The sequence below is a fragment of the Vibrio neptunius genome (assembly GCF_000967495.1).
GTDB lineage: Bacteria > Pseudomonadota > Gammaproteobacteria > Enterobacterales > Vibrionaceae > Vibrio > Vibrio neptunius.
Genome location: NZ_JXXU01000023.1, coordinates 89,692 through 116,131 on the forward strand (window position 1 = coordinate 89,692; position 26,440 = coordinate 116,131).

The window sequence follows — 26,440 nt, forward strand, 5'->3', positions numbered from 1 at the left end:
CGCCAAGGCGACCTTTTTTATTATCCTTTCCAATCATACAAAGCTGGCACTTCAATCACCGAGCCTTTAAATAAAATCGCACTGCGCTGCGGTTCGATATGCTGGAGTTGAATGTCATTATTGATCCAGTCACCTTCACGATACTCGATGCCATTAACCTTCACCCAACGTTTATCAGGATTGCTTGAGTAAACATGGGTCTGGAAATTCATTGGCGGTAACTTTCCTTGCCACTGGCGACTGTGTATCGCAAGATCGGACGCCTTGCTGTCATCATACTTCGCCTCAGGGGTTGTACTTGATTCCAGAGCCGATTCAACCCGCATGGCAAGCTCAGGCGATAAACCTGATAAATCCAAGCCATCTAGTAGCGTATTGTTTTCTGACTTAGGAGTATGCTGAACACTCGGTTTTACAGATACCTGTGGTTGAGCCTTAGGAGTTTGATCTTGTTGACCTACCAGTTCTATACGATCAGTATCGGTCTTAGCATATTCATAAGTTTCACGAAGGTCACTAAATGATGGATAAAGCAAAGTTTGATACGCAAACGGGACTTCTAGCACTTGAGGTTTCGCTTGATGACTTGCTTGCCATTCCACTCGTTGATCGAGGTAACTCCGGTATGTGCCTAGGGCTCCCGTTACCAACGCAGGGGCTACAACAACCGTAGCTAATAACCAGCCTGATACAGTCCGTCGAGGTCGAGGATCATTGACCGACTGGTAAAGATTCATATTACTAAACGTCTGATGGTGTTGCTCTGAGTGTTCTAAAGCCTGCAGTACTTTTGACATTACGCTTTCTCCTCTGAGGCGGTTAACGAAGGGGCATGCTCTTGAGAGAGCTTTTCAAGACGCTCCAAGGTTCTTCGCCCTGCAATGCCATCAACATGGAGACCCTGCCATTGTTGGAATAGCTCAACCTTGCGCTTGAGCTCATGATCATAAGCCTCGGACTCCCCTTCCGACTCACCCAGAACTTTAGATAGACGTTCATCTAATTCAGCGATTGCTCGTCCTGACATATTAGGTTTAAGAGTCTGATGCCAGTAACTTTGCCAGATCTGGTGATATTGCCCCTGCCAGAGCTCTTTGAGTTTGGTGATAGGCAATTCGATTCGCTCCATTCCTAACAATAGCTGAGCCGAATTCGGTGTAAGTTTATATAGCACAGCATAACTTTGCAGGCCGTCTTTGCTGAGGGACAAGAGTACGGGAACATCCCCTTGCCTGAGCGTATTTAACGTGCCTCGTGATTGAGTACAGCGAAACACACTTTGATCACTTTGCTGACAAAGACGCTCAGCGACAGATGCATTAAAACCCCATACATGGTAAAGCTGCGCAATACCCTGCTGAAAATCCGTTGCACGAGCAAGAGTGGACTGTAGTTCAACAGGGAAGACTTCCTTTTCTAACACTTCAACATCTGACACTGGATACGCTTCACTCAGGTACGATTCAATTGACGCATTCAGAAACCTAGGAGTCAACCAATAACTACCGACAGCTAATATTGCCCCAACGGCAGCAGCGATAGTCAGAGGAGAACGGCGTGGCAATGAAGGCGTAGAATGAACCGACTTATATGAGGTTTGAAAACTCATCACCTCTTCACAAGCCGCTTCGACACTAGAATGACTTGGTACCGTTTCACCAATACTATACGCTCGTTTCAAAGCAGCATCACAAATCAGGTTAATCAGGCGTGGTATGCCCAGTGACTCAGTTGCAATATGTTTGAGTGACTTAGCAGAGAACAAACTCACTTCACCACCCGCCAATTCAAGACGATACTGAATATAATTAGCGGTTTCTTTGCTATCCAATGGCAATAGGTGATATCGTCCCGTAATACGCTGCGCTAGCTGGCGTAATTGAGGCATCTGCAATTTCTGCTGCAATTCTGGTTGGCCAACGAGTAGCACTTTGAGTAGCTTCTGGTTGTCCGTTTCAAGATTGGTCAATAAGCGCAACTGTTCTAGCACTTCAGCGGACAAATGCTGTGCTTCATCAATCACCAGCAAAGTCTGAATACCATTCGCATATGTATTGAGCAGAAATTCATGAATCTTCTGATTCAATTGTTTGAGCGTTGCGCCAGATTGATACTCAATAGAAAATTCATCGCAGATTGCTTCAAGCAACTCTATGCTTGAAAAGGTAGGGTTGAGGATTAAACCGGGCTGAGTATCCGTGCCGAGTGATTTCAGCAATGCACGTGCAACGGTTGTCTTACCTGTTCCCACTTCACCAGACAGCATCGCAAAGCCCCCGCCCTCGCCAAGGCCCGCTTGTAGGCGAAACAGCGCTTCTTTATGCCTTTGGCTTTGGAACAGGAAACGAGAATTCGGCACAATCGAAAACGGCAGCTCTGTGAATCCAAAATGTTGTTTATACATACTTCTCGTCTCTGGGAATTTACCGATAAGAAAAGTACCATTGCTGGCATAAATAGCCAATTCTAAAATCCGAATTTAAGAGAGACATCTGTGCAAATATTTCTGGTTGGTGGTGCAGTCCGCGATAAACTGCTGAAAATCGACGTTTACGACCAAGACTGGGTAGTAGTTGGCGCATCGCCTCAGCTTTTGCTCGAACAAGGGTTTGTCGCTGTTGGAAAGGACTTCCCCGTGTTCCTGCACCCAAAAACCAAGCAAGAGCATGCCCTAGCAAGAACCGAACGCAAAACAGGTTCGGGCTACAAAGGCTTTGATTGTTATTTTGCTCCTGATGTCACCCTTGAAGAAGACTTAATCCGCCGAGATTTGACCATCAATGCAATGGCAGAAGATAAGCAAGGTCGGATTATCGACCCTTACGGCGGCCAAAAAGATCTCAATGATCGCGTTCTTCGCCACGTTTCAGGTGCTTTTACAGAAGATCCTCTTCGCGTACTCAGAGTCGCACGTTTCGCGGCGAAACTACATCACCTTGGTTTTACTATCGCCCCAGAAACTCAACAGTTAATGGCTCAGATTGTCGAGTCTGGAGAACTTGCGCATTTAACAGCTGAGCGTGTGTGGCAGGAATGGCACAAATCGCTCTCAACCCAAGATCCGCAGGTTTTTCTATCGGTGCTACGCGACTGCGGTGCCCTCAAAGTGATTCTTCCTGAACTGGATCGCTTGTTTGGTGTACCTCAACCAGAAAAATGGCACCCGGAAATCGATACAGGTATTCATAACCTTTTAGTGGCGAAACAGGCCGCTTTGCTTAGCCCATCAACCAAAGTACGCTTTGCTGCTCAGATGCATGACTTAGGCAAAGGCGTGACACCAAAGGATGAATGGCCAAGTCATAAAATGCACTGTCATACAGGGCTGAAGCAGATTAAATCGCTGTGTGAACGTATCAGAGTCCCTAATGAATATCGTGACCTCGCATTGATAGTCTGTGAGCAGCACTCCAATATTCATCGAGCTGCAGAACTTCGCCCAGAAACCAAGCTCAAGGTTCTGAACAAGTTTGATGTTTGGCGTAAACCAGAGCGCTTAGAAGACATTCTGATTTGTTGTATGGCTGATAGTCGTGGACGCACTGGGTTTGAAGATATCGACTACCCGCAAAAAGCCATTTTTGAGCAAGCCTATCAAGCCGCACTTTCCGTCAACGTGCAAGACATTATTAAAGATGGGTTTAAGGGTGCGGTAATAAAAGAAGAAATGGAAAAGCGTCGGGTTGAGGCAATTAAAGGCGCTTAAGCAGATTCCCTACTCCTCCCTTCGTCAGTCTATGGAATGACAAAACCAATACTGTCATCCTCAAGAATGAGGAACGAATGAGTTGGGGATCTCTTAAAGAAAGCCGAATACTTGTTGAGATTCCCTACTCTCTCCTACGTCGCTCTATGGAATGACGAGTTAAACATAAGCTCAATTTTCTGCTGTCATCCTCAAGAGTGAGGAACGAACGAGTTGGGGATCTCTTAAGGAAAGCCGAATACTTGTTGAGATTCCCTACTCTCTCCTTCGTCGCTCTATGGAATGACACGAATTCCAAACCCGTCATCCTCAAGAGTGAGGAACGAGCGAGTTGGGGATATCTTGAAGCGAGCCGAATGCTTAATGAGATTCCCTACTCTCTCCTTCGGCGCTCTATGGAATGACACGAAGTCCAAACCCGTCATCCTCAGTGAGGAACAAACGAGTCGGGGAACTCTTGAAGCGAGCCGAACGCTTGAGAAGATTCCTTACTCTCTCCTGCGTCGCTCTATGGAATGACAAATTCTAGATAAAAAAATGCCCCGCTATTGCGAGGCATTCAAAGCTTAGATTAACCATCTACGAGAGATTATTGACCTTTAACTTCTTTCAGACCGTTGTAAGAAGCACGCTTACCTAGTGCTTCTTCGATACGGATTAGCTGGTTGTACTTAGCAACACGGTCAGAACGGCTCATAGAACCCGTCTTGATTTGACCTGCAGCTGTACCTACCGCTAGGTCAGCGATAGTTGCATCTTCAGTTTCGCCAGAACGGTGAGAGATTACTGCAGTGTAACCTGCATCTTTAGCCATCTTGATTGCAGCTAGAGTCTCAGTTAGAGAACCGATTTGGTTGAACTTGATAAGGATAGAGTTAGCTACGCCTTTCTCGATACCTTCAGCAAGGATCTTAGTGTTAGTAACAAATAGATCGTCACCTACTAGTTGAAGCTTGTCACCTAGTAGTTCAGTTTGGTGCTTGAAGCCATCCCAGTCAGACTCGTCTAGACCGTCTTCGATAGAAACGATTGGGAATTGGTTAGCTAGCTCAGCTAGGTAGTGGTTGAACTCTTCAGAAGAGAAAGTCTTACCTTCGCCTTTCATGTTATAGATGCCAGCGTCTTTGTCGAAGAACTCAGATGCTGCACAGTCCATCGCTAGAGTTACGTCTTTACCTAGTTCGTAACCAGCAGCAGCCACAGCTTCTGCGATAACTTCTAGCGCTTCAGCGTTAGACTTAAGGTTAGGAGCGAAACCACCTTCGTCACCAACTGCAGTGCTGTAGCCTTTAGACTTAAGAACTTTAGCTAGGTTGTGGAATACTTCAGCACCAATACGTAGACCTTCTTTAAGAGTCTTAGCACCAACTGGTTGGATCATGAACTCTTGGATGTCAACGTTGTTGTCTGCGTGCTCACCACCGTTGATGATGTTCATCATTGGTAGAGGCATAGAGAACTGACCAGCAGTACCGTTTAGTTCAGCGATGTGCTCGTATAGAGGCATGCCTTTAGCTGCTGCTGCAGCTTTAGCGTTCGCTAGAGAAACAGCTAGGATTGCGTTAGCACCGAACTTAGATTTGTTCTCAGTGCCGTCTAGCTCGATCATTACTGCGTCGATTGCAGCTTGGTCTTTAGCGTCTTTACCAACTAGAGCTTCAGCGATTTCACCGTTTACCGCTTCAACAGCTTTAAGAACACCTTTACCTAGGAAACGAGCTTTGTCGCCGTCACGTAGCTCAAGAGCTTCACGTGAACCAGTTGATGCGCCAGATGGAGCAGCAGCCATACCTACGAAACCGCCTTCTAGGTGTACTTCAGCTTCTACAGTTGGGTTACCACGTGAGTCGATGATTTCACGACCTAGAACTTTAACGATCTTAGACATTAATGTTTCCTCTCGTTCAAATATAAATGTCAAATTTAAAAGGCAGCAGCACAACCTTCGCCACTGCCCGTATCCTTTTTACTTCTCTAATTCGCCGCGTTGGAATTCACCAGCCGCTTTTACGAACCCTGCGAATAGTGGGTGACCATCGCGAGGTGTCGAAGTGAACTCTGGGTGGAACTGAGCCGCTACAAACCATGGGTGAGCTGGATTCTCAATCACTTCCACAAGTTTCTTATCTGCTGACAGGCCTGACACTTTTAGGCCCGCTTTTTCAATTTTTGGACGCAGATTATTGTTCACTTCGTAACGGTGGCGGTGACGTTCATGAATCGTCGCGCTACCGTAGAGTTCACGAGCTTTAGTCCCTTTCTCTAGGTGACATAGCTGAGAACCAAGACGCATCGTACCGCCTAGATCAGACGTTTCGGTACGTTCTTCAACTTTACCTTCACCGTCTACCCACTCTGTGATCAAACCTACCACAGGGTACTTGGTCTCTTTGTTAAATTCTGTTGAATGTGCACCTTCCATACCCGCAACGTTACGCGCGTATTCAATCAGTGCTACTTGCATACCCAGACAAATACCTAGGTAAGGTACCTTATTTTCACGAGCGTATTGCGCTGCACGAATTTTTCCTTCCACGCCACGATCACCGAAACCACCAGGAACAAGGATAGCATCTAGACCTTCTAGCGCTTCTTCACCTTTGGTTTCTACGTCTTGTGAATCAACGTATTTGATCTTAACGCTCAGACGGTTTTTTAATCCTGCGTGTTTCAGCGCTTCGTTGACTGACTTGTAAGCATCCGGCAGTTCGATGTACTTACCAACCATACCAATGGTCACTTCCGCCGTCGGGTTCGCTTCTTCATAGATAACCTGTTCCCACTCTGTCAGATCAGCTTCAGGAGCAGAGATACCGAAACGAGAACAGACAAGATCATCCAGACCTTGAGATTTGATCAGTTGAGGGATCTTGTAGATGGAATCGACATCCTTCATAGAGATAACTGCTTTTTCTTGCACGTTACAGAAAAGAGCAATCTTCTTGCGCTCGTTCGCTGGGATCATACGATCTGAGCGACAAACTAGAATGTCTGGTTGAATACCGATAGACAGTAGCTCTTTAACAGAGTGTTGTGTCGGTTTCGTTTTCACTTCGCCCGCTGCGGCAAGGTAAGGAACCAGTGTTAGGTGCATAAACATAGCACGCTCACGACCCAGCTCTACGGCTAGCTGACGAATGGCTTCCATAAATGGTAGTGATTCGATATCACCAACTGTACCGCCGACTTCAACGATAGCAACATCATGACCTTCAGAACCAGCGATTACACGATCTTTGATGGCGTTAGTGATGTGAGGGATAACCTGAATCGTTGCACCTAGGTAATCACCGCGACGTTCTTTGCGGAGAACATCTGCGTAAACACGACCGGCAGTGAAGTTGTTGCGCTTAGTCATCTTGGTACGAATGAAACGCTCGTAGTGACCAAGATCTAGGTCAGTTTCTGCGCCATCTTCCGTAACGAACACTTCACCATGCTGAGTTGGGCTCATTGTGCCCGGGTCAACGTTGATGTAAGGGTCAAGCTTCATCATAGTCACTTTAAGACCACGAGCTTCAAGAATAGCGGCAAGAGATGCTGCTGCAATACCTTTACCTAGAGAGGATACGACCCCGCCAGTAACAAAAATGTAATTTGTCGTCATGTTTAACCTGAAATTGGTTGAATGAGGGAAATGGATTTCTTCTGGACGGGAGATAAATATACCAGAAGACCCTTATCGCCACAACGTGAAATCTATCACACTGCTATTTTTTATTTTTTGCTTCAAATCAAATTCAAGCAGCTCGACACACTGGGTTTATTGTTACGATTCTCGACGTTTCACCTCATCCCACATGCCATCGAGTTGCTGTAAGTCGAAATCTGTCAACTGCTTACTTTGTTCAGCAACCATCTTCTCAACCCCTTTAAATCGCCGAGAGAATTTGAGATTTGCTTTACTTAATGCCGATTCAGGATTTTGCCCAAGATGCCGACTTAAGTTCACGACTGCAAACAACAAATCCCCCAGCTCAAGTTCAACTTTTTCATCATCAGGGGACACCTGCAGAGCCTCATCCATGACTTCATCAACCTCTTCGCGTACCTTGTCTACAACCGGGCCTAGCGAGTCCCAATCAAAGCCAAATTTGGCACATTGGTTCTGAATTTTGTTGGCACGTGAAAGCGCTGGGAGCGAACTCGGTATTGAGTCTAGGATACTTTGTTCTTCTTTGCCCAATTCAGCTTTTTCTTTGGCTTTTTCTGCTTCCCAGTTGGCGTTGATTTCTTCGTCTGATTCGAATTCAATATCAGAAAAGACGTGGGGATGACGGCGAGTCAGCTTCTCATTGACCGTGTCAACAACATCGACGAATTCAAATAACCCCTGCTCTTTCGCCAACTGGCTGTAAAAGATAACCTGAAACAACAAATCCCCGAGTTCTTCCTGCAGATTCGGCCAATCACGATTGTGAATTGCATCCACCACTTCATACGTTTCCTCAATCGTATGCGGGACAATCGTGTCAAAGCTTTGTTTTAAATCCCACGGGCAACCATTCTTAGGGTCACGAAGCTGCGACATTATCGCTTCTAGTCGTTCAATCGGGTGATTCATAATCTTTGTTCCTTTAACCCTATCTATCTAAAGAAAAAGGTGAGCGGTACAAACCACTCACCTTTAATTGTTATCTATCATCCTAAAGAGTGAAACGAATTGAGATCTCTAATTACTTTAAGAGATTCCCTATCGCGTTCGTCCCTCACTGTAGGGAATGACCGCATTCATTTTTACTTTCACTAAGTAATTGTTACTCTAACAAGGCAACAAGTTTTCGCGACTCCTGAGCATAGCTCGCCTATGTGATGAGGCTGGGCCGGCATTCCGGAGTATGCGCAGGCAACAACGCTATCAGCTTCAAGTATGACGAGAATTTTAGCCTAGGCGTTTTACCGACATAACATCTTTAATCTGTTCAACTCGCTTCGACACACGCTGCAGAATCTCAATATTGGTGACCTCTAGATCAAAATCCATAATCGATAGCTGCTTGCGATAATCAACACGACTTTTCATACTAGTCACTTTGATCTTCTCGTTAGCAAACAAGGTGGTGATGTCTTTCAGTAATCCGCTGCGCTCCATCGCTTCTACACGAACTGTCAGGATATAAGAACCAACAAAGCCACTCCCCCAAACGGTATCAATGATGCGTTCTGGTGCATGATGGCGCAACTCTTCAAGCTGTTCACAGTCAGCGCGATGCACTGAAATACCTCGACCTTGGGTGATATAACCTGAGATTTCATCCCCTGGAATAGGCTGACAACAGCGCGCAAGATGCGTCATCAGGTTATCAACCCCTTCCACAACGACTGCGTCTTTCTTAGGACGACTTTGCGCTGGTGCTTTAGTCTCTGCTTCTTGAAGCTTTTCTAATGCTTGTTGATCTTCTTCCTCGGCGGTTGGCTTATTGACCAAGGCATTGATGTGGTTGATAACTTGGTTGATACGTAAGTCACCACTTCCGATACCAACGTACAGTTCATCAGTGCTATTGACGTTAAAGCGCTTCAACGCATACTGCTCTGCATCTTTTAAAGTCGCACCAATTTTCTGCAATTCAACTTCGAGAATATCTCGCCCTGCTTCGACGTTTTTCTCTCGTGATTGTTTACGGAACCAAGCATTGATCTTAGCGCGCGCACGACCAGAAGTCACAAACCCCATTGATGGATTCAGCCAGTCTCGAGAAGGGTTCGGCTCTTTAGCAGTAATAATCTCGACCTGATCTCCCATAGAAAGCTTATGAGTAAACGGTACGATGCGGCCCGCAACTTTAGCGCCAATACAACGATGGCCGACTTCAGAGTGAATGTGGTAAGCAAAATCAAGTGGCGTAGCACCCATTGGTAAATCGACGACATCGCCACGAGGCGTGAAAGCATACACTCGGTCATCAAATACCTGACTGCGCACTTCATCAAGCATCTCGCCCGAATCAGACATTTCTTCCTGCCAATCGAGCAGTTTGCGCAGCCACGTGATTTTCTCATCGTACCCACTGCGACCGCCGCCACCTTCTTTATATTTCCAGTGCGCAGCGACGCCCAATTCCGAGTCTTCGTGCATATCTTTGGTACGAATTTGAATCTCGATGGTTTTCCCTTCGGGGCCAAGAATAACGGTATGAATTGACTGATATCCGTTTGGTTTTGGATTCGCGACGTAATCATCGAATTCACTTGGCAAATGCTTGTACTTAGTATGCACCGCACCCAAAGCCGCATAACAATCCTGAAGCTTATCAGCAATGATTCGAACGGCTCTAACATCAAACAGCTCATCAAATGCCAGACTCTTCTTCTGCATTTTGCGCCAGATACTATAGATGTGTTTAGGACGACCGCTCACTTCCGCATTAATGCCTGAAGAAGTAATTTCATTAGAAAGGTCATTAACAAAGTCTGTAATGTACTGCTCTCGAACAATGCGACGCTCAGATAACTGCTTCGCTATTTGTTTGTAAGTCTCAGGTTGCTGATAACGGAACGCGTAATCTTCGATTTCCCACTTAAGCTGACCAATACCAAGACGATTGGCCAAAGGCGCATAGATGTTTGAACATTCTTTCGCTGCTGCCTGACGCACTTCGTCCGGAGCCTTCTTGACCTCAATCAGGTTACAGATTCGTTCTGCAAGTTTTATCACCACGCAGCGGAAGTCATCCACCATAGCCAATAGCATGCGGCGAACATTATCTACTTGAGCAGAAGCTGCGCTACCCTCCATAGTGACATTGAGTTGGCCCAGTGCAGCCATTTCTTCAACACCGTCAATCAGCTTGATCGTTTCTTTACCAAAATCCTCTTCCAAAACTTCGCGTTCGTATGCACCGCTGGACACCACTGGGAACAACAAGGCAGCCACTAACGTGGCTTTGTCCATGGAAAGGGTGATGAGGATTTCGATCATCTCTCTACCACGCCACAAGAGCAATGGTCCGCGATCGTTGTCTTCAAGAATCGTTTCGCAATGGCGGTACACCTCTTTAAGGCGCTTCGCGACTTTCGTGTCCTGCTCTAAGCTAGCAATCCAATTATCTAAATCAAACTGTTCATCTTGGTTCAAATGTGCGCTTCTTACCGCAACCATTGTCTTTGTCCTGTTATACTTTTTTCTTCGACCTAACCCACAGTGAGACCCTGCTCGAAAGGGTAAGTTCGCATTAATCCTTCACAAAAAGCGCCATGGATTCTAAGTGACTAGTATGTGGGAACATGTCTAGCATTCCCAATCGTTGTAACTTGAACCCCTGACTAAGCAAGCTCTGCGAATCTCGCGCTAGAGTAGCAGGATTACAAGAAACATAAACGACTCTTGTCGCACCTAGCGATGAAACTTGCTCGACAATTCCACTGGCACCAGCTCGTGCCGGATCCAGTAGTATTTTATCAAACTTTTCTCTCGCCCAGAGCTGACCAGACATATCTTGTTCCAAATTAGCCTGATAAAACTTAGCATTCTCAATCTGGTTTATTTGAGCATTGTGGGTGGCTTTGTTGACCATCTCATCAACCCCTTCCACTCCTGTCACGCTTTTTACCTGTTTAGCAATAGGGAGACTGAAGTTCCCTAGCCCGCAAAACAAATCCAATACTCGGTCTTGCTCAGATAACGCCAGCCAATCCAGCGCCTGAGCAACCATCTGTGCATTCACTTGTTGATTAACTTGAATGAAATTATTTGGCTCGAAGGGGATAGTGACGCTTGTTTCCTGATAAACACCCGCTTCACCGGCTTCAAGCACCAACTGTTCATTGTTTGGCATCAGATAAAGCGTAATCTGATTAAGCTTGGCAAATTCAAGCAATGCATCATGATCTTTATCTTTCAGTGGTTTGAGATGACGCAAAACCAGAATGCGAGTGTTATCGGCTTTGACTAATTCAACATGGCCAAGTTGATCTTGTTGAGAAAAGCTCTTAAGTAATTGATGCAACTCTGGCAACAACTCATTCAACTCTGGCATCAATACTGGGCAGTGAGTCAAAGTCACTATATCCTTGCTCTGTCTCTTGCGAAAGCCGAACTGCAGTTGGCGTGTTTTTTTGTCCACCTTGACACTGATACGGGCGCGACGGCGGTACCCTTTTGTTTCACCTACAATCGGGGGTTCTAAATGAAGTGTCTGACCCGCAAACTTGCTCATCAGTTGACTCAATGTTTGCTGTTTATAAGCTTGCTGATGTTCACTACTCAGATGCTGCATGTTGCACCCGCCACATTGATCGTAATGAGGGCAGAAGGGCTCAACTCTCTGTTCACTCGTCGTTTGCACTTTGATGAGTGCCGCACGTGAGAACTTACTCTTACTTTCAATCAACTGAGCTAACACTTGCTCCCCAGGCAGTGCACCTTCAATAAATATCGGTTTTTTATTCTGATAAGCTATGCCGGCACCGTGGTGATCGAGTTTTTCAATCTTAAGCGATTGATGCTTTGTGTTGAGTTGAGTTTTCTTTTTGGGTTGGAAGAAACGCGCCATGCTTTGATCTGTGCCTTTTACTGTTGCTCTGTATTGCTGTCCAGGTGCACCTTTTCAGACCTGAATCGTTGTCTGAGCCGAACGAGTTGATTATGCTTAAGTATTCGACGGCTTCTTTTTGCGGAAGTTATTTTCCCATATCCACACCACGATGTTTAGATAATAATGACAAGATATGGCTTACGCGCCCGCGTTATTACCCTTACCCTCGCACCGACGTTGATCATTGGCCTGTTATTGAGCGCGTTTTTCTCATTTAACCGCTACCACGATCTTGAAAAGCAGGTCATCAATTCAGGGTTAAGTATTATTGAGCCCCTAGCCATTGCCAGTGAAGAGGGTCTAAAGAATAATAGCCGCGAGTCTGTTCGGCGGATTATTAGTTATGCGCACCGGAAAAACTCAAAGTTTGTCCGCAGTATTGCCGTTTTCGATTACAACCACGAATTATTCGTCACTTCCAACTTTCATCCAAACTTTGAATCTCTGACTTTCCCTCGCAACGAAGTCATTCCCCTATTGGTCACTTCAGACCTACAGGAGAACACACTGATCTTACGTGCTCCTATCATTACCGAGTCAGGGCTAATATCGACACCAAAAGGTCAAAACACTAATCCAGCACTTGGCTACATTGCCGTAGAGCTCGATCTTTCTTCCCTGCGCCTGCAACAATATCAAGAAATTTTCTCAGCCTTTTTGGTTCTGCTCTCTGGGCTGGGCTTGTCAGCCATGTTTGCTTATCGACTTATGCACGATGTTACACGCCCGATTTCGCATATGAAAAATATGGTCGACCGAATCCGTCGTGGACACTTAGATGTTAGAATTGAAGGCAAGATGCATGGTGAGCTCGACTCCCTCAAAAATGGCATCAACGCCATGGCGGTCTCATTGTCGGAATACCATGTCGAAATGCAACACAGCATTGATCAGGCAACTTCAGACTTACGGGAAACTCTTGAACAGCTTGAGATTCAAAACGTTGAATTGGATATAGCCAAGAAACGAGCTCAGGAAGCTGCACGAGTGAAATCTGAGTTCCTTGCCAATATGTCTCACGAGCTTCGCACACCATTAAATGGTGTGATTGGATTTACGCGTCAGATGCTAAAAACCAAACTGACTAACAGCCAAGCGGATTATTTACAGACCATTGAAAAGTCAGCCAATAACCTGCTCAATATTATTAACGACATTTTGGATTTCTCTAAACTGGAAGCGGGCAAGTTAGCACTGGAAAATATTCCGTTTGAGTTCCAAGAAACACTCGAAGAAGTGGTCAGTTTACAAGCCACCAGCGCGCATGAAAAAGGCTTAGAACTGACACTCAAAGTGGATCATAAGATCCCGGCAGGTCTTGTTGGCGATCCGCTGCGAATCCAGCAAGTACTGACTAACCTAGTGGGTAACTCAATCAAATTTACCGAGCGAGGTAACATTGACATCAGTGTTGAACTTCGTTCACAAAAAGAAGATGTTGTTGAATTGCAATTTATGGTGCGAGATACAGGCATTGGTATTTCTGAACGCCAGCAATCACAATTATTCCAAGCTTTCAGCCAAGCAGATGCGAGTATTTCTCGCCGTTACGGCGGTACTGGACTTGGCTTAGTCATCACTCAGAAACTCGTTAGCCAGATGGGAGGTGAGATCAGTCTTACCAGTCGTCTACACCAAGGCTCGACGTTCTGGTTTACGCTGAGATTAAACTCAACCGATATGCCAATGAGCGATTTACTCGAAACTCAGGTTCTGAAGCTTCGCACGCTACTGCTTATTGAACCTAACATGCAAGCGGCTTCTGTCACTCAACAAACATTGGTACAAGAAGGTTTGATCGTAACCTATCGCTCATCAGTACCAGAAGAGGCTAGCCCGTTTGATTATGTATTGTTGAACCTTGCGCCGAACAGAGCCAACGAGCCTGAGCTTGTCGAACAGTGGGTAAAACAAGCCCAGAAATGCTCACCTCAAGTCGTGGTCGGTATTCCGAGTACTGCGTTGGCTTTGTCTGATCACTTAACACAAACCTATCACGTTCATTGCATTACGAAGCCATTATCTCGCCGAAAACTATTACAGATATTAGCCGCTAACCAGAACAGCTTACCGATGGTTGAGGTTGAACCAGCTTACAACGAGACGCTTCCTCTAACGGTTATGGCCGTTGATGACAACCCAGCAAACCTAAAATTGATCAGTGCCCTGCTTCAGGAACGGGTTGAAAAAGTGGTGACTTGTACTAACGGCCTCGATGCTGTGACTCAAGCTGAAAGTCAGCATTTCGATATCATCCTAATGGATATTCAGATGCCACACATGGATGGCGTGACAGCTTGTGGCAAAATCAAACAAACTAAGCTTAATGCTAACACTCCAGTGATCGCTGTTACCGCACACGCGATGAGTGGAGAACGTGACAGACTCCTCGGAGCCGGCATGGATGATTACCTCACTAAGCCAATTGAGGAGCATGTTTTGCAACAAGTCTTAATGCACTGGAACCCGCACACGACACAATCAGAAATGGCTAAGATTGAGTTGCCGTCCAACATTGAACCGTCAGGGTTACCTTCATCAGCAGTGATTGAGCATGACAACATCATTATCGACTGGCAAGCAGCGCTAAAGCAATCCGCCAATAAAGAAGATCTTGCACGTGACATGCTGCAAATGCTGATCGACTTCATTCCTGAGGTGAACAGTGTGGTTGAAAGCGCTCTGGAAGAGGATGACTTTGACAGCGAGACACTGATCCATCACATACATAAGCTACACGGTAGCAGTTCATATTGTGGCGTCCCAAGACTGAAAAAAGTGTGTGCTACCATAGAGAGAGCCCTGCGTTCGGGTGAAAGTCTTGAAGATGTCGAACCGGAGCTGTTTGAGCTGCAAGACGAAATGGAGAAGGTCACCGCGAGTGCGGCGCCTTACTTAGATTCGTAAATAACAGTAGCAACGGCATAATGCCGTTCATCAGAAATAGACAGGTGGATGCTCTCCACCTGTTTTTTTTGGGCAAACTCTAGAGCTTTACCAGACAAAGACAAATTTGGCGCACCGTATTCATCATTGGTAATAGTGAAATCATGGAAAGTCACTCCCAATGCGATGCCGGTCCCTAATGCTTTAGACGCCGCTTCTTTAGCCGCAAAGCGCTTCGCTAAAAAGCGCCCTTGTTGCTTAAGCGATTGAAAGCGTTGTAGCTCAATATCCGTCAAAATACGTCGAGCAAACGCTTCACCACTGCGGGACAGTGCCTTTTCAATACGTTCAATTTCCGCAATATCTGTCCCTAGACCTACAATCGCCATTACGGTTACTTACGCGCTTCAACCATCAGTGCTTTCATATCAGCTACGGCTTTATGCAAACCATCAAAGGCCGCACGACCGATGATAGAGTGACCAATGTTCAGCTCATAGATTTCAGGGATAGCGGCGATAGGAGCTACGTTATGGTAAGTCAAACCATGACCTGCATTTACGGTAATACCCAAATCAGCCGCATAGCTTGCACCAGCAGCAATTTTCTTTAGTTCATCTTGCTGATCTTCATCGTTTTTCGCATCAGCATAATGACCAGTGTGAAGCTCGATATAAGGTGCATCACAGGCTTTTGCTGCATCAATCTGTTCACGGTCTGCATCAATAAACAGAGAGACTTTGATGCCCGCTTCTGTCAGTCTTTTCGTTGCCGCTTTGATCTTTTCTACATGACCCGCCACGTCCAGCCCCCCTTCAGTAGTGAGCTCTTCACGTTTTTCTGGAACCAAACACACGTATTCAGGTTGAGTTTTCAGGGCAATATCAACCATCTCATCCGTTACAGCCATTTCAAGGTTCATACGAGTTTGGATCGTTTCTCTTAGGATACGTACGTCACGATCAAGGATGTGACGGCGGTCTTCTCTAAGGTGAATGGTAATGCCGTCTGCTCCAGCACGCTCGGCAACTTCAGCTGCATGAACAGGATCTGGGTACTTGGTACCGCGCGCGTTACGTAATGTAGCAATGTGATCGATGTTAACACCCAGATAAATTGAGCTCATTTTCCAATACTCCGTGATTTGGGCGCTAAAATTTGCATAAATAGCTCCCGACTCTTTAATGGTTTGCCGCCAAGATACGGCTTTAATGCTATCCGTGTAAAGCGTTTTGCCGCTTTAAGTTGTTCTTTTGTGGTAAACCTACGCTCACTAATCGCAATCAATTCATTACCAACAAAAGTCAGATTGTCGCGCCGCACTGAGGCAATAAAACCCTTTTGTTCTCGATATCGATAGGTCATTTCAGGGTCAATCGGCTCTCCTGTACCAGCGCAATGCAGAAAATCGACGCCATACCCCATTGCAGACAGCAGTGCCAGTTCAAAACGGCGCAATGCGGGTTCCGGATTCTCACACTGAGCCAGTTCGGTGAGAACGTGAAGGTAATCATGAAACAGGGCCGGCATTGACACTTCGGCCATCAACACTCGTCCTATCAATTCGTTGACATACATGGCGGAGTATAGGTTGATACCCGTGAGTGGCAAACCTAGACTGATCGGTTCTGCCTGACGCAATGTCTTCATCGATCCTTTACCCGACCACTTGAGCAATAAAGGCGTAAATGGCTGTAACGCACCTTTGAGGTTTGAGCGTTTACTGCGCGCGCCTTTAGACATCAAAGTAACGCGACCAAACTCCTCACTGAAAACATCGAGAATTAAACTCGACTCACTGTAAGGACGACGATGAAGAACAAAACAGCGCTGTAATCCTTCTGAGGTCATAGAGGTTGCCAGATGAATATTACATAAAAAATAAGGAGCCTGATGGCTCCTTATACTTACTTATGTTGGAGCGAAGTGATTTCGCTGCAAAAATTACAGGTCATCGATGTAACCAAGAGAACGTAGTGCTCGTTCATCATCGGCCCAGCCAGATTTCACTTTCACCCACGTTTCTAGGTAAACCTTGCGACCAAACAGCTCTTCCATATCTAGACGTGCTTCACGACCAATCGTTTTGATCTTCTCGCCGCCCTTGCCAATCACCATTTTCTTCTGGCCATTACGTTCAACCAGAATCAACGCATTGATATGGAAACCATCGGTTTCAGGATTGTAATCAAAACGTTCAATCTCCACCGTCACAGAGTAAGGCAACTCTTCACCAGTAAAGCGCATGAGTTTTTCACGTACAATTTCCGATGCCATAAAGCGCTGAGAACGGTCAGTGACATACTCTTCTGGGAAGTGGTGTGTCGCTTGTGGTAGATGGTCACGAACATGTTTACGCAGTACATCGATGTTTTTGCCTTGCTTCGCGGAGATAGGCACCACATCTACGAATTCCATCTTTTTCGACATCTCCATCATGTGTAGCATGACTTCATTGCGATCTTGTACGTTGTCTACCTTATTGACACACAAAACCACTGGGAAGTTGGACTTCTGCAGTTTAGTCAATACCATCTCATCGTCGCTAGTCCAATGAGTACCGTCAACAAGGAAAAATACTAGGTTTACATCACTCAATGATGAGTTAGCCGCACGGTTCATTAAACGGTTAATTGCCCGCTTCTCTTCAATATGAAGACCAGGTGTATCGACGTAAATCGCCTGATAATCACCCTCGGTATCTACCCCCATAATGCGGTGACGCGTTGTTTGCGGCTTACGAGAAGTGATCGAAATTTTTTGTCCAAGAATTCGATTCAGTAGCGTTGATTTACCTACATTCGGACGACCAACGATCGCCACAAAACCACAATGTTGATTTTCTGGTGTACTTGTTTGCTCGTCACTCGATGAGAAAAACGCATCGATATCAAATTCGTTGTTGTCAGTTGAATCAGTCATTGCTCAGTTGCTCTAGTGCTAGTTCAGCAGCCGCTTGTTCTGCCTTGCGGCGGCTGGTGCCTTTACCTATTACAGGCGATCCGACACCTGCGACTTCACACGACACAGTAAACTGCTGGTTGTGTGCTTCACCTTTAATATTAGTCACTGTGTAGACTGGCAGTGGTTTTCTTCGTCCTTGCAGGAACTCTTGAAGACGCGTTTTAGGGTCTTTCTGAGAAACGCCCGGCTGTATCGCTTCAAGGCGTTGCTTATACCAGCTAAGGATAATGCCACGCACCACTTCAATATCACTGTCTAGGTAGATTGCACCTATGATAGCTTCAACAGCATCAGCTAGAATTGAATCACGACGGAAACCGCCACTCTTCAATTCACCTGGACCTAATTTTAAGTGATCTCCTAGTTCGAATTCTCGACCTAGCTCCGCCAGCGTGTTGCCACGAACAAGTGTCGCACGCATGCGGCTCATGTCCCCTTCATTCACTTTAGGGAATCGGTGATAAAGATCGTCAGCAATGACAAAACTTAAAATTGAATCGCCCAGAAACTCAAGACGCTCATTGTGTTTTCCATGAGCACTGCGGTGAGTCAGTGCTAAGTTAATAAGCTCTGCATCATTGAACTGATAGCCGAGCTTTTTCTCTAGTTTGGCAATAGGAGAATTCATGCTCTCTCATTAATAATTTCGAATTTTCTAAATAGTTGATTTCACGGCTAGGCGACAAATAAATCCAACCCTATTAGCATAGAGAATTCTATATAATTTGGGCGGCCAGCGTTGCGGTGGATTTATGCAGTCACAACACTGTGAAACCAACTATGACGAAAATTTAGTTAATACCACCGATGCGGTTAAACCTAACACCAGTTGGAATCCATGATGGTAAAACGCTATCTGCACTGCGTTCGAACTCGAAACTTATCCAGATACCTACTGCTTTACCAACCAGATTCGCCTCTGGAACAAAGCCCCAGTAGCGGCTGTCTGCACTGTTGTCACGGTTATCACCCATCACAAAGTACTGACCTTGCGGTACAACCCACTCATTAACACCAGCACGTGGCTGATAAGCCGATACGCGATCACGGCGTAATGGGTTCACCAAAATTTGGTGTTCAACCTCACCCAGTTTTTCATTCAGTTGAATCAGTGGCACACCATCTTGGATAAATGGGCTTTCTTCCACATTCGACAACGGTACCTGAGTACATTGGCTCTCACCTTTCGGTTGAACACAGACTTCTTTCTTGCTGCTATAACGCACAGTATCACCCGGTAGGCCAACAACACGCTTGATATAGTCAATGTTTGGCTGAGGTGGGTATTTGAATACTACGATGTCACCGCGCTCTGGCTTACCCGTTTCAACAAGTTGTGTACGCCACACAGGGTCTTTCAGACCGTATGCGTATTTTTCAACCAGGATGAAATCTCCAACCAATAAGGTCGGCTTCATTGAACCTGAAGGGATTTGGAACGGTTCATAGATAAACGAGCGCAATACCAAGACAGCGGCAATAACAGGGAAAATTGAGACACTGTTTTCAATCCACCATGGTTGCTTTTCCACTTTTTCAACCGTTGCAGTATCCAGTCCGTTTGTTTGAGCTTCAACAGCAGCTAGTTTAGCCTGACGTTGCTTCGCAAACACCAGTTTTTCCAACACCCAAACAATACCAGTGACTAGAGTGACAATAACCAAGATCAGTGAAAATGTATTTGCCATTGACTTCCCTTACCTCAAAAATACGAAAGTGAAAGAGCCGAAACCCTTTCACTTAACAAGTTTTTATATTGAGTCGTTACCCAACAAATTAATCTTTACCTACGTGTAGGATGGCTAAGAAGGCTTCTTGAGGCAGCTCTACGTTACCGATCTGCTTCATACGTTTCTTACCTTCTTTCTGCTTCTTCAGTAGCTTCTTCTTACGGCTGACATCACCACCGTAACATTTTGCAATTACGTTCTTACGTAGCTGTTTAACCGTTGAACGCGCAATAATATGGTTACCAATCGCCGCCTGAATCGCAATATCAAACATCTGACGTGGAATGAATTCTTTCATCTTCTCTACGAGCTGACGGCCACGAGTCTGGGATTGATCTTTGTGCGTAATCAATGCCAGTGCGTCCACTTTGTCACCGTTAAGGAGTACATCCACACGAACCATGTTAGACGCTTCAAAACGCTGAAAATTGTAATCCAGAGACGCATAACCACGAGACGTTGATTTCAAACGGTCAAAGAAATCGAGTACCACTTCCGCCATCGGAATATCGTAAGTCACCGCAACTTGGTTACCGTGATACACCATATCAACCTGAACGCCGCGCTTCTCAACACATAAAGTAATCACATTACCTAAGTAATCAGAAGGTACAAGGATATTACAACGTGCAATCGGCTCACGAATTTCTTCGATATCATTCACTGCTGGTAGCTTAGCTGGGCTATCAACGTAAAGAATGTCACCATCCGTTTGCTCTACTTCGTAAACTACCGTTGGCGCCGTGGTAATCAGATCGAGATCGTATTCACGCTCCAGACGCTCTTGGATGATTTCCATGTGCAGCATGCCAAGGAAACCACAGCGGAAGCCAAAGCCTAGTGCAGCAGAGTTTTCTGGTTCATAGAACAGAGACGCATCGTTTAGGCTCAGTTTACCTAATGCATCACGGAAGTTTTCGTAGTCATCCGAAGAGACTGGGAATAGTCCAGCATATACCTGAGGCTTCACTTTCTTAAACCCTGGCAGCGGCTCATCACAACCATGCTTTGCCAGCGTTAGCGTATCACCAACAGGCGCACCTAGGATATCTTTGATACCACAGACAACCCAACCAACTTCACCCGTTCGCAGTTCCGTCGTGTCTTCCTGCTTAGGTGTGAAGATACCAAGACGATCAACACCCCAAACTTGGCCAGTGCTCATCACCTTGATCTTATCGTTCTTCTTCAGGACGCCATTTTTAATACGGACCAGAGACACCACACCTAGGTAGTTATCAAACCAAGAGTCAATGATCAAAGCTTGCAGTGGTGCTTCTGGGTCACCCTCTGGTGCCGGAATCGCAGAGACGATGTTTTCTAGTACATCCTCAATACCTAGGCCCGTTTTAGCTGAACAGCGGGTTGCTTCCATCGCATCGATGCCAACAATTTCTTCGATCTCTTCTGCTACTCGCTCAGGATCCGCAGCTGGTAGATCAATCTTATTCAGAATTGGCACCACTTCCAAATCCATTTCGATCGCGGTATAGCAGTTCGCCAAAGTCTGAGCTTCAACCCCCTGACCCGCATCAACCACCAGCAACGCACCTTCACATGCTGCTAGAGAACGAGAAACTTCATAGGCGAAGTCAACGTGTCCTGGTGTATCGATGAAGTTTAATTGATAAGTTTCACCGTCATTAGCGGTATAGTTGAGTGTCACACTTTGAGATTTAATAGTGATGCCACGCTCACGTTCAAGATCCATGGAGTCCAGAACCTGAGCTGCCATTTCACGGTCACTCAATCCACCGCAGTCTTGGATCAAACGGTCTGATAGGGTCGACTTACCATGGTCGATGTGGGCGATAATCGAAAAGTTACGAATGTGCTTCATGATTTGGTGTGACTAAACTCTTTAAAATAGGGAAATAAGAAAGCCGTCTTGTGACGGCGTTTCAATCAAGTTGGCAGATTCTACCCAATTTCTGTGCACTTCGCACTAGCTAATTGGATCTCCCAAAACCCGAAGTAGTATGACTTCTCGTAGCGACTGGCGTTCAAAATTACTGGCCAAACTTTTGGCACCATAAATGCCTGCCATAGTAAAGATAGCAGATGTCAGGATAGCAGGACCTTCACCAAGACCTAAAATAGGGGCGAATAGCCACTGCCCTAGAGCTGCACCTAAAATCATGGCAAACAGCGGAACCAAATAAACGACGGCAGCAGATTGCAGTAGGCTTTTCTCTGGTAAGCCGATTTCCACAACCTGACCTTCTTTAACTCTTGTACTCGTCACTAGATGCCAGTGCAGAGATTTGTTCCCCACCGCTTTCGAGACAATACCAGTACCACAGCTTTTTTGCGATGAACAACTACTGCAGCTTGTTTGCTGTTCGCAATTCAGCTCAACATCATAGCCTTTAGGCCCTGACTTTACTTCCGATACTGTCGCTAACGCGGTCATCATTACTTGGTACTCGTTTGTTTATTGATGGTAACAGATTGCGCTATGCGCTTAGCGGTTGCTGGTGGGATATCCCCGATCACTGAGATCTCTTTATCACCTTTTACAAAGCTATGAAGTGTACGACGTCCCTGACGAACCAATTGACCTTTAAGCGAATAATTGTCACTCGCTGACACGTAAACAGAGAAACTAAACAGCCCGTCACTATACATCTGTGTCTCAACCATACGGTTGGTGTTCGCCATTCGATAACGATTCAATTCTTTGGACTCAAATCCTTTCGGAATCCAGCCAACCGTCCAAAAGCTTTCCTCCAGCTCCCCTTTGGGTAAAGAGAGCACGTCCGGCAATTTGACGGTATTGAGTCGACTCAAGATATCTGAAATCTGATCGTTCACGCTATAAGAAATCGTGCGAAACTGCTCTAGAACCTCGCCATCACGATCCACAAGATCCGCTCTTAGTGGAAGTTTAGTTTGCTCATCGATCCACAGGATATAAGAATAACGTAGGCCATCTTTCGGTGCGATTCTCAATACCTGACATGCCGCTCCCGCTTCACGCGCTCGACCCACTTGGATAAAGTCGTAAATGCCACTCAGTTCATCAACATCGGCATTTAGAAGTGGGATAGTTGGGGCAACCATATTACCGGACTCTATGGTAAACGGTTCAACACCTGGCTCTATGTAGCTGACCTCATCACCTCGGCGAATCACTTCACGTACAGGTCCACTAAGATATACAAGATGAGCGAGTTGCTGATCTTCGCTACGAGCATGACGATAAAGTAAAGGTTCGATGCTGTTTTTCTTAATCAGAATATAAGACAGTTCATAATTGAGATGCTGACTGGCTTCGTTCATTTGATGCAACAAAGCCTCTGCAGGTTTTTCTTCTGCAAAGGCTTGTGGCGAGCTCAAACTGAACAGTGTCAGCGCACTGATCAGAAATTTTCTCATTCAACTACCGTTTCTGGGTTGTCGTTATGCTCTGCAGCACTGTCGCTGTTTAAACGCAACTGTAATTCATAGTCTTGCAGCATAGCGTTAATTCGACGGCGCTGCTCTTGGATGTTAGCTTCACTTGCAGCAGTCTGCTGCTCTACCGAAGAACGTGTCAAGCTCACTGGTTCAGCGCTGCCGGTAAATGGAATCGTCTGCAGAACGGGCAACTGTTCGGTTTCTGGTTGACTAGGATCACTACCACCATATTGTTGAACGCCCAAAATGACAGCGAGTGACACACAGGCCGCAACGGCTACTTGGCCAAACTGACTCAGCCATGCTGGAAGCTGCCGGCGAGCTTGAGAAGGCGTTGGTTGTGATTCTATACGGTTTATGTCAGCGATTTTGCCAGAAGTAAACGTTGAATGCGCTGGTTCGTCTTCTAGCGCAAGAGCAACGCTGTCTGCAATATTCCACTCCGGTTTTTCCGGCGCTTCACCTCGCATCACATCACCAATTAAATGGTAATTTTTCCAGATTTGTAGGCTAGCTTGGTCTTGCTCTAATTCACCGATTAAAGCCTTATCGACCAACTCTCCATCCATGAGTGCTGAAAGTTTCTCTTTGTCAGCCATTCTTTTCACCATTAACGTTACTGGTATTAGCGTTGCAAAAGAGGTTGAATCTTTTTTTCAACCGCTTCACGAGCTCGGAAGATACGCGAACGTACCGTTCCAACAGGACAATCCATCACCGCAGCGATCTCCTCGTAACTCAAGCCATCAAGCTCGCGCAACGTCATTGCGGTTTTCAAGTCATCGGGTAGTGCTTCGATCGCACTAAAAACTACTTGTTTCAATTCCTTGGACAACGTTAAGTTCTCAGGGTTCGAAATTTCTTTTAATGCACTACCAGTTTCGTAATATTCAGCTTCTTCAGTATCCACATCTTGCGCAGGCGGTCTACGACCCTGAGCAACAATATGGTTTTTCGCAGTATTAACAGCAATTCGATATAACCAAGTATAGAAGGCACTTTCACCACGAAAACTTGGTATAGCACGATAAGCTTTAATAAATGCTTCTTGTGCTACGTCGGGCACATCCCCTGGATTATTGACGTAGCGAGAAATAAGATTACATACTTTGTTTTGGTATTTTGTGACCAACAAATTAAATGCTTGCTTATCTCCACTCTGAACTCGCTCAATTAACACCTGATCGGTCAGCTGCTCGTTCATTCGAGCGGGTACTCCTATTGTTATTAACCCCTATCTTGACAGATATGAGCATTAATTATGCAAAATGTAGTATTGACACCACTGCTTACTTGAGCACTATTGTGACTCTGTAATGAATATAAAGTTCAAACTTTCTTCGAATTTTATTTGGGAAGTAATGGACTAGTAACTTCTGTTCCAGATTGTGGGGACGAAAGAGTTCAAAAGCAATGTTATTTACGAAGAATTGCAAGCACTCCAGTGCTACTATAGTGAGCTAACTCTGTTTTTTTCAGGGTCCATGTTGCAATTTTAAAATTGATTTGGAGAGCGAGAACGCTCTATTACTGACGCTAAAATGTTGGATTGGCGCCAGTACAACTTAACTCGGGAATTTAAAAGTTTTATGAACGCAAACCGTGAACATCAATGTGATGTGTTAGTGGTGGGTAGTGGCGCAGCCGGTCTGTCTTTAGCGTTACGTATCGCGGAATATGGCAAAGTCATTGTATTGAGTAAGGGGCCGAGAAGCGAAGGCGCCACGTTTTACGCTCAAGGAGGGATAGCTGCTGTTTTTGACGAATCAGATAGCATTGAGTCGCATGTAGAGGACACGTTAATAGCTGGCGCTGGTCTATGTGAACAAGAAACCGTTGAGTTTATCGCTGAAAATGCGAAAGAGTGTGTTCAGTGGCTCATTGATGGCGGAGTTCCATTTGATCGAGAAGATGGCGACAGCGACGAAAAACCACGCTACCACCTGACACGTGAAGGTGGCCATAGCCATCGTAGAATTCTACATGCAGCCGATGCCACAGGCATGGCCATGCAAACGTCCTTGCAAGATAATGCTCACAACCACCCCAATATCACGGTATTGGAACGACACAATGCCCTCGATTTAATATGTGAAGATAAGGTCGGTGGCGACAATCAAAAAATTGTTGGCGCTTATATCTGGAACCGAAACCAAGAACATGTTGAAACGGTTCGAGCCAAATTTGTGGTCCTCGCAACCGGTGGCGCTTCGAAGGTTTATCAGTACACATCCAACCCAGACGTTTCCTCTGGTGATGGTATTGCCATTGCGTGGCGAGCAGGCTGCCGAGTCGCGAATATGGAGTTCAACCAATTCCATCCAACTTGCCTGTATCACCCTGAAGCAAGAAACTTCCTGCTCACTGAAGCTCTGCGTGGTGAAGGCGCTTACCTGCGTCGTCCGGACGGCACTCGCTTTATGCCAGACTTTGATCAAAGAGAAGAATTAGCTCCTCGTGATGTCGTCGCACGTGCAATTGACTTCGAAATGAAGCGCCTTGGTGCAGACTGTATGTATTTAGACATCAGTCATAAACCGGCAGACTTCATCGAAAAACATTTTCCAACCATCTACACACGCTTAATGGACCTTGGAATCGATATGACCAAAGAGCCCATACCTGTCGTACCAGCAGCTCACTATACCTGCGGAGGGGTCATGGTTAATAAGCAAGGTGAAACGGACCTTTCTCATCTGTATGCCATTGGAGAAGTGAGCTATACCGGATTGCATGGCGCTAACCGAATGGCGTCAAACTCATTATTAGAGTGTGTCGTCTATGCATGGTCGGCAGCGAACGATATTATCCGCCGAATGGACTCTGCCAAGCTCCCCCCTTCTCTGCCAGCATGGGACGAAAGTCAAGTTAGCTGTTCTGATGAAGAGGTCGTGATTCAGCACAACTGGCACGAATTACGCTTATTCATGTGGGATTACATGGGAATTGTTCGTACTGACAAACGCCTTGAACGTGCGCTCCGCCGTATTCAGTTGTTGCAACAGGAAACGCACGAGTACTACAGCAACTTCAAAGTGTCTAACAACTTACTTGAACTGCGTAACCTACTTCAAGTTGCAGAGCTTATGGTCCGTTGTGCAATGGAGCGAAAGGAAAGCAGAGGCCTACACTATACACTCGATTATCCAGAGCTCGCCCCAGACAGCGGTCCAACGATCCTTGAACCAGAGAAAATCAACTGTTAATCATGGGGGAGC

General features: G+C 45.8%; 21 protein-coding genes. 3 read left to right on the forward strand and 18 right to left on the reverse strand.

The genetic code is table 11. From position 1 onward, the window contains the following. Positions 1 to 20 precede the first annotated feature (20 nt). Both TW84_RS09320 and TW84_RS09325 read right to left on the reverse strand, forming a co-directional pair. Positions 21 to 797: a general secretion pathway protein GspB gene (locus TW84_RS09320; protein WP_045975388.1), complete on the reverse strand. Its 777-nt coding sequence runs from the start codon at positions 795 to 797 to the stop codon at positions 21 to 23. Further along, positions 797 to 2,404 (reverse strand): ExeA family protein, encoded by a 1,608-nt coding sequence (locus tag TW84_RS09325; protein ID WP_045975389.1) that lies wholly within the window; start codon positions 2,402 to 2,404, stop codon positions 797 to 799. Before TW84_RS09325 ends, TW84_RS09320 begins: the two co-directional genes overlap by 1 nt. Positions 2,405 to 2,494: 90 nt before the next feature. Between TW84_RS09325 and TW84_RS09330 the strand changes: the two genes are divergently transcribed. Continuing rightward, on the forward strand, positions 2,495 to 3,706 hold the full coding sequence (locus TW84_RS09330; RefSeq protein ID WP_045975390.1) for a multifunctional CCA addition/repair protein: 1,212 nt from the start codon (positions 2,495 to 2,497) through the stop codon (positions 3,704 to 3,706). Positions 3,707 to 4,295: 589 nt separating this feature from the next. Here the strand turns inward: TW84_RS09330 and eno are convergent. The 5 genes from eno to rlmD form a co-directional block, all read right to left on the reverse strand. After that, positions 4,296 to 5,594: a phosphopyruvate hydratase gene (gene eno, locus TW84_RS09335; protein ID WP_045975391.1), complete on the reverse strand. Its 1,299-nt coding sequence runs from the start codon at positions 5,592 to 5,594 to the stop codon at positions 4,296 to 4,298. Positions 5,595 to 5,672: 78 nt separating this feature from the next. Further along, positions 5,673 to 7,313, reverse strand: coding sequence for a CTP synthase (locus tag TW84_RS09340; protein ID WP_045975392.1), 1,641 nt, complete (start codon positions 7,311 to 7,313; stop codon positions 5,673 to 5,675). Positions 7,314 to 7,475: 162 nt separating this feature from the next. After that, positions 7,476 to 8,270 (reverse strand): nucleoside triphosphate pyrophosphohydrolase, encoded by a 795-nt coding sequence (gene mazG / locus TW84_RS09345; protein ID WP_045975393.1) that lies wholly within the window; start codon positions 8,268 to 8,270, stop codon positions 7,476 to 7,478. A gap of 318 nt (positions 8,271 to 8,588) precedes the next feature. Next, complete coding sequence (gene relA, locus TW84_RS09350) at positions 8,589 to 10,808, reverse strand: GTP diphosphokinase (protein ID WP_045975394.1); 2,220 nt, start codon at positions 10,806 to 10,808, stop codon at positions 8,589 to 8,591. A gap of 73 nt (positions 10,809 to 10,881) precedes the next feature. Further along, positions 10,882 to 12,201: a 23S rRNA (uracil(1939)-C(5))-methyltransferase RlmD gene (rlmD, locus tag TW84_RS09355; protein WP_045975395.1), complete on the reverse strand. Its 1,320-nt coding sequence runs from the start codon at positions 12,199 to 12,201 to the stop codon at positions 10,882 to 10,884. 165 nt (positions 12,202 to 12,366) lie between these two features. On the opposite strand from rlmD, the gene barA reads away from it, so the two are divergent. Continuing rightward, positions 12,367 to 15,150: a two-component sensor histidine kinase BarA gene (barA, locus tag TW84_RS09360; protein ID WP_045975396.1), complete on the forward strand. Its 2,784-nt coding sequence runs from the start codon at positions 12,367 to 12,369 to the stop codon at positions 15,148 to 15,150. Here barA and acpS read toward each other — a convergent pair. The 11 genes from acpS to rpoE all read right to left on the reverse strand — a co-directional run bounded on the left by acpS (position 15,135) and on the right by rpoE (position 24,426). After that, positions 15,135 to 15,518 carry a holo-ACP synthase gene (acpS, locus tag TW84_RS09365; protein WP_045975397.1) on the reverse strand — a complete coding sequence of 128 codons (384 nt, stop codon included), beginning with the start codon at positions 15,516 to 15,518 and terminating at the stop codon, positions 15,135 to 15,137. The genes barA and acpS overlap by 16 nt on opposite strands. Positions 15,519 to 15,523: 5 nt before the next feature. Then, positions 15,524 to 16,255 carry a pyridoxine 5'-phosphate synthase gene (pdxJ, locus tag TW84_RS09370; RefSeq protein ID WP_045975398.1) on the reverse strand — a complete coding sequence of 244 codons (732 nt, stop codon included), beginning with the start codon at positions 16,253 to 16,255 and terminating at the stop codon, positions 15,524 to 15,526. Beyond that, positions 16,252 to 16,980, reverse strand: coding sequence for a DNA repair protein RecO (gene recO, locus TW84_RS09375; RefSeq protein ID WP_045975399.1), 729 nt, complete (start codon positions 16,978 to 16,980; stop codon positions 16,252 to 16,254). The genes pdxJ and recO overlap by 4 nt, the downstream gene beginning before the upstream one ends. A gap of 93 nt (positions 16,981 to 17,073) precedes the next feature. Then, a complete protein-coding gene (gene era, locus TW84_RS09380) occupies positions 17,074 to 18,051 on the reverse strand; it encodes a GTPase Era (RefSeq protein WP_045975400.1) in 978 nt (325 codons plus the stop codon). Then, positions 18,044 to 18,721 (reverse strand): ribonuclease III, encoded by a 678-nt coding sequence (rnc, locus tag TW84_RS09385; RefSeq protein WP_006957792.1) that lies wholly within the window; start codon positions 18,719 to 18,721, stop codon positions 18,044 to 18,046. The genes era and rnc overlap by 8 nt, the downstream gene beginning before the upstream one ends. Before the next feature lie 163 nt (positions 18,722 to 18,884). Continuing rightward, positions 18,885 to 19,781, reverse strand: coding sequence for a signal peptidase I (lepB, locus tag TW84_RS09390; protein ID WP_045975401.1), 897 nt, complete (start codon positions 19,779 to 19,781; stop codon positions 18,885 to 18,887). Positions 19,782 to 19,869: 88 nt separating this feature from the next. Continuing rightward, positions 19,870 to 21,663, reverse strand: a complete 1,794-nt coding sequence (gene lepA, locus TW84_RS09395; protein WP_045975402.1) for a translation elongation factor 4 — start codon at positions 21,661 to 21,663, stop codon at positions 19,870 to 19,872. Positions 21,664 to 21,768: 105 nt separating this feature from the next. Continuing rightward, positions 21,769 to 22,239, reverse strand: coding sequence for a SoxR reducing system RseC family protein (locus TW84_RS09400; protein WP_045975403.1), 471 nt, complete (start codon positions 22,237 to 22,239; stop codon positions 21,769 to 21,771). Continuing rightward, positions 22,239 to 23,201 carry a sigma-E factor regulatory protein RseB gene (gene rseB / locus TW84_RS09405; RefSeq protein WP_045975404.1) on the reverse strand — a complete coding sequence of 321 codons (963 nt, stop codon included), beginning with the start codon at positions 23,199 to 23,201 and terminating at the stop codon, positions 22,239 to 22,241. Before rseB ends, TW84_RS09400 begins: the two co-directional genes overlap by 1 nt. Beyond that, positions 23,198 to 23,821 (reverse strand): RseA family anti-sigma factor, encoded by a 624-nt coding sequence (locus TW84_RS09410; protein ID WP_045975405.1) that lies wholly within the window; start codon positions 23,819 to 23,821, stop codon positions 23,198 to 23,200. The genes rseB and TW84_RS09410 overlap by 4 nt, the downstream gene beginning before the upstream one ends. Before the next feature lie 26 nt (positions 23,822 to 23,847). After that, positions 23,848 to 24,426: an RNA polymerase sigma factor RpoE gene (gene rpoE / locus TW84_RS09415; RefSeq protein WP_045975406.1), complete on the reverse strand. Its 579-nt coding sequence runs from the start codon at positions 24,424 to 24,426 to the stop codon at positions 23,848 to 23,850. Positions 24,427 to 24,811: 385 nt separating this feature from the next. Here rpoE and nadB point away from each other — a divergent pair, with 385 nt between their 5' ends. Then, positions 24,812 to 26,428 carry an L-aspartate oxidase gene (gene nadB / locus TW84_RS09420; protein WP_045975431.1) on the forward strand — a complete coding sequence of 539 codons (1,617 nt, stop codon included), beginning with the start codon at positions 24,812 to 24,814 and terminating at the stop codon, positions 26,426 to 26,428. Positions 26,429 to 26,440: the final 12 nt, after the last annotated feature.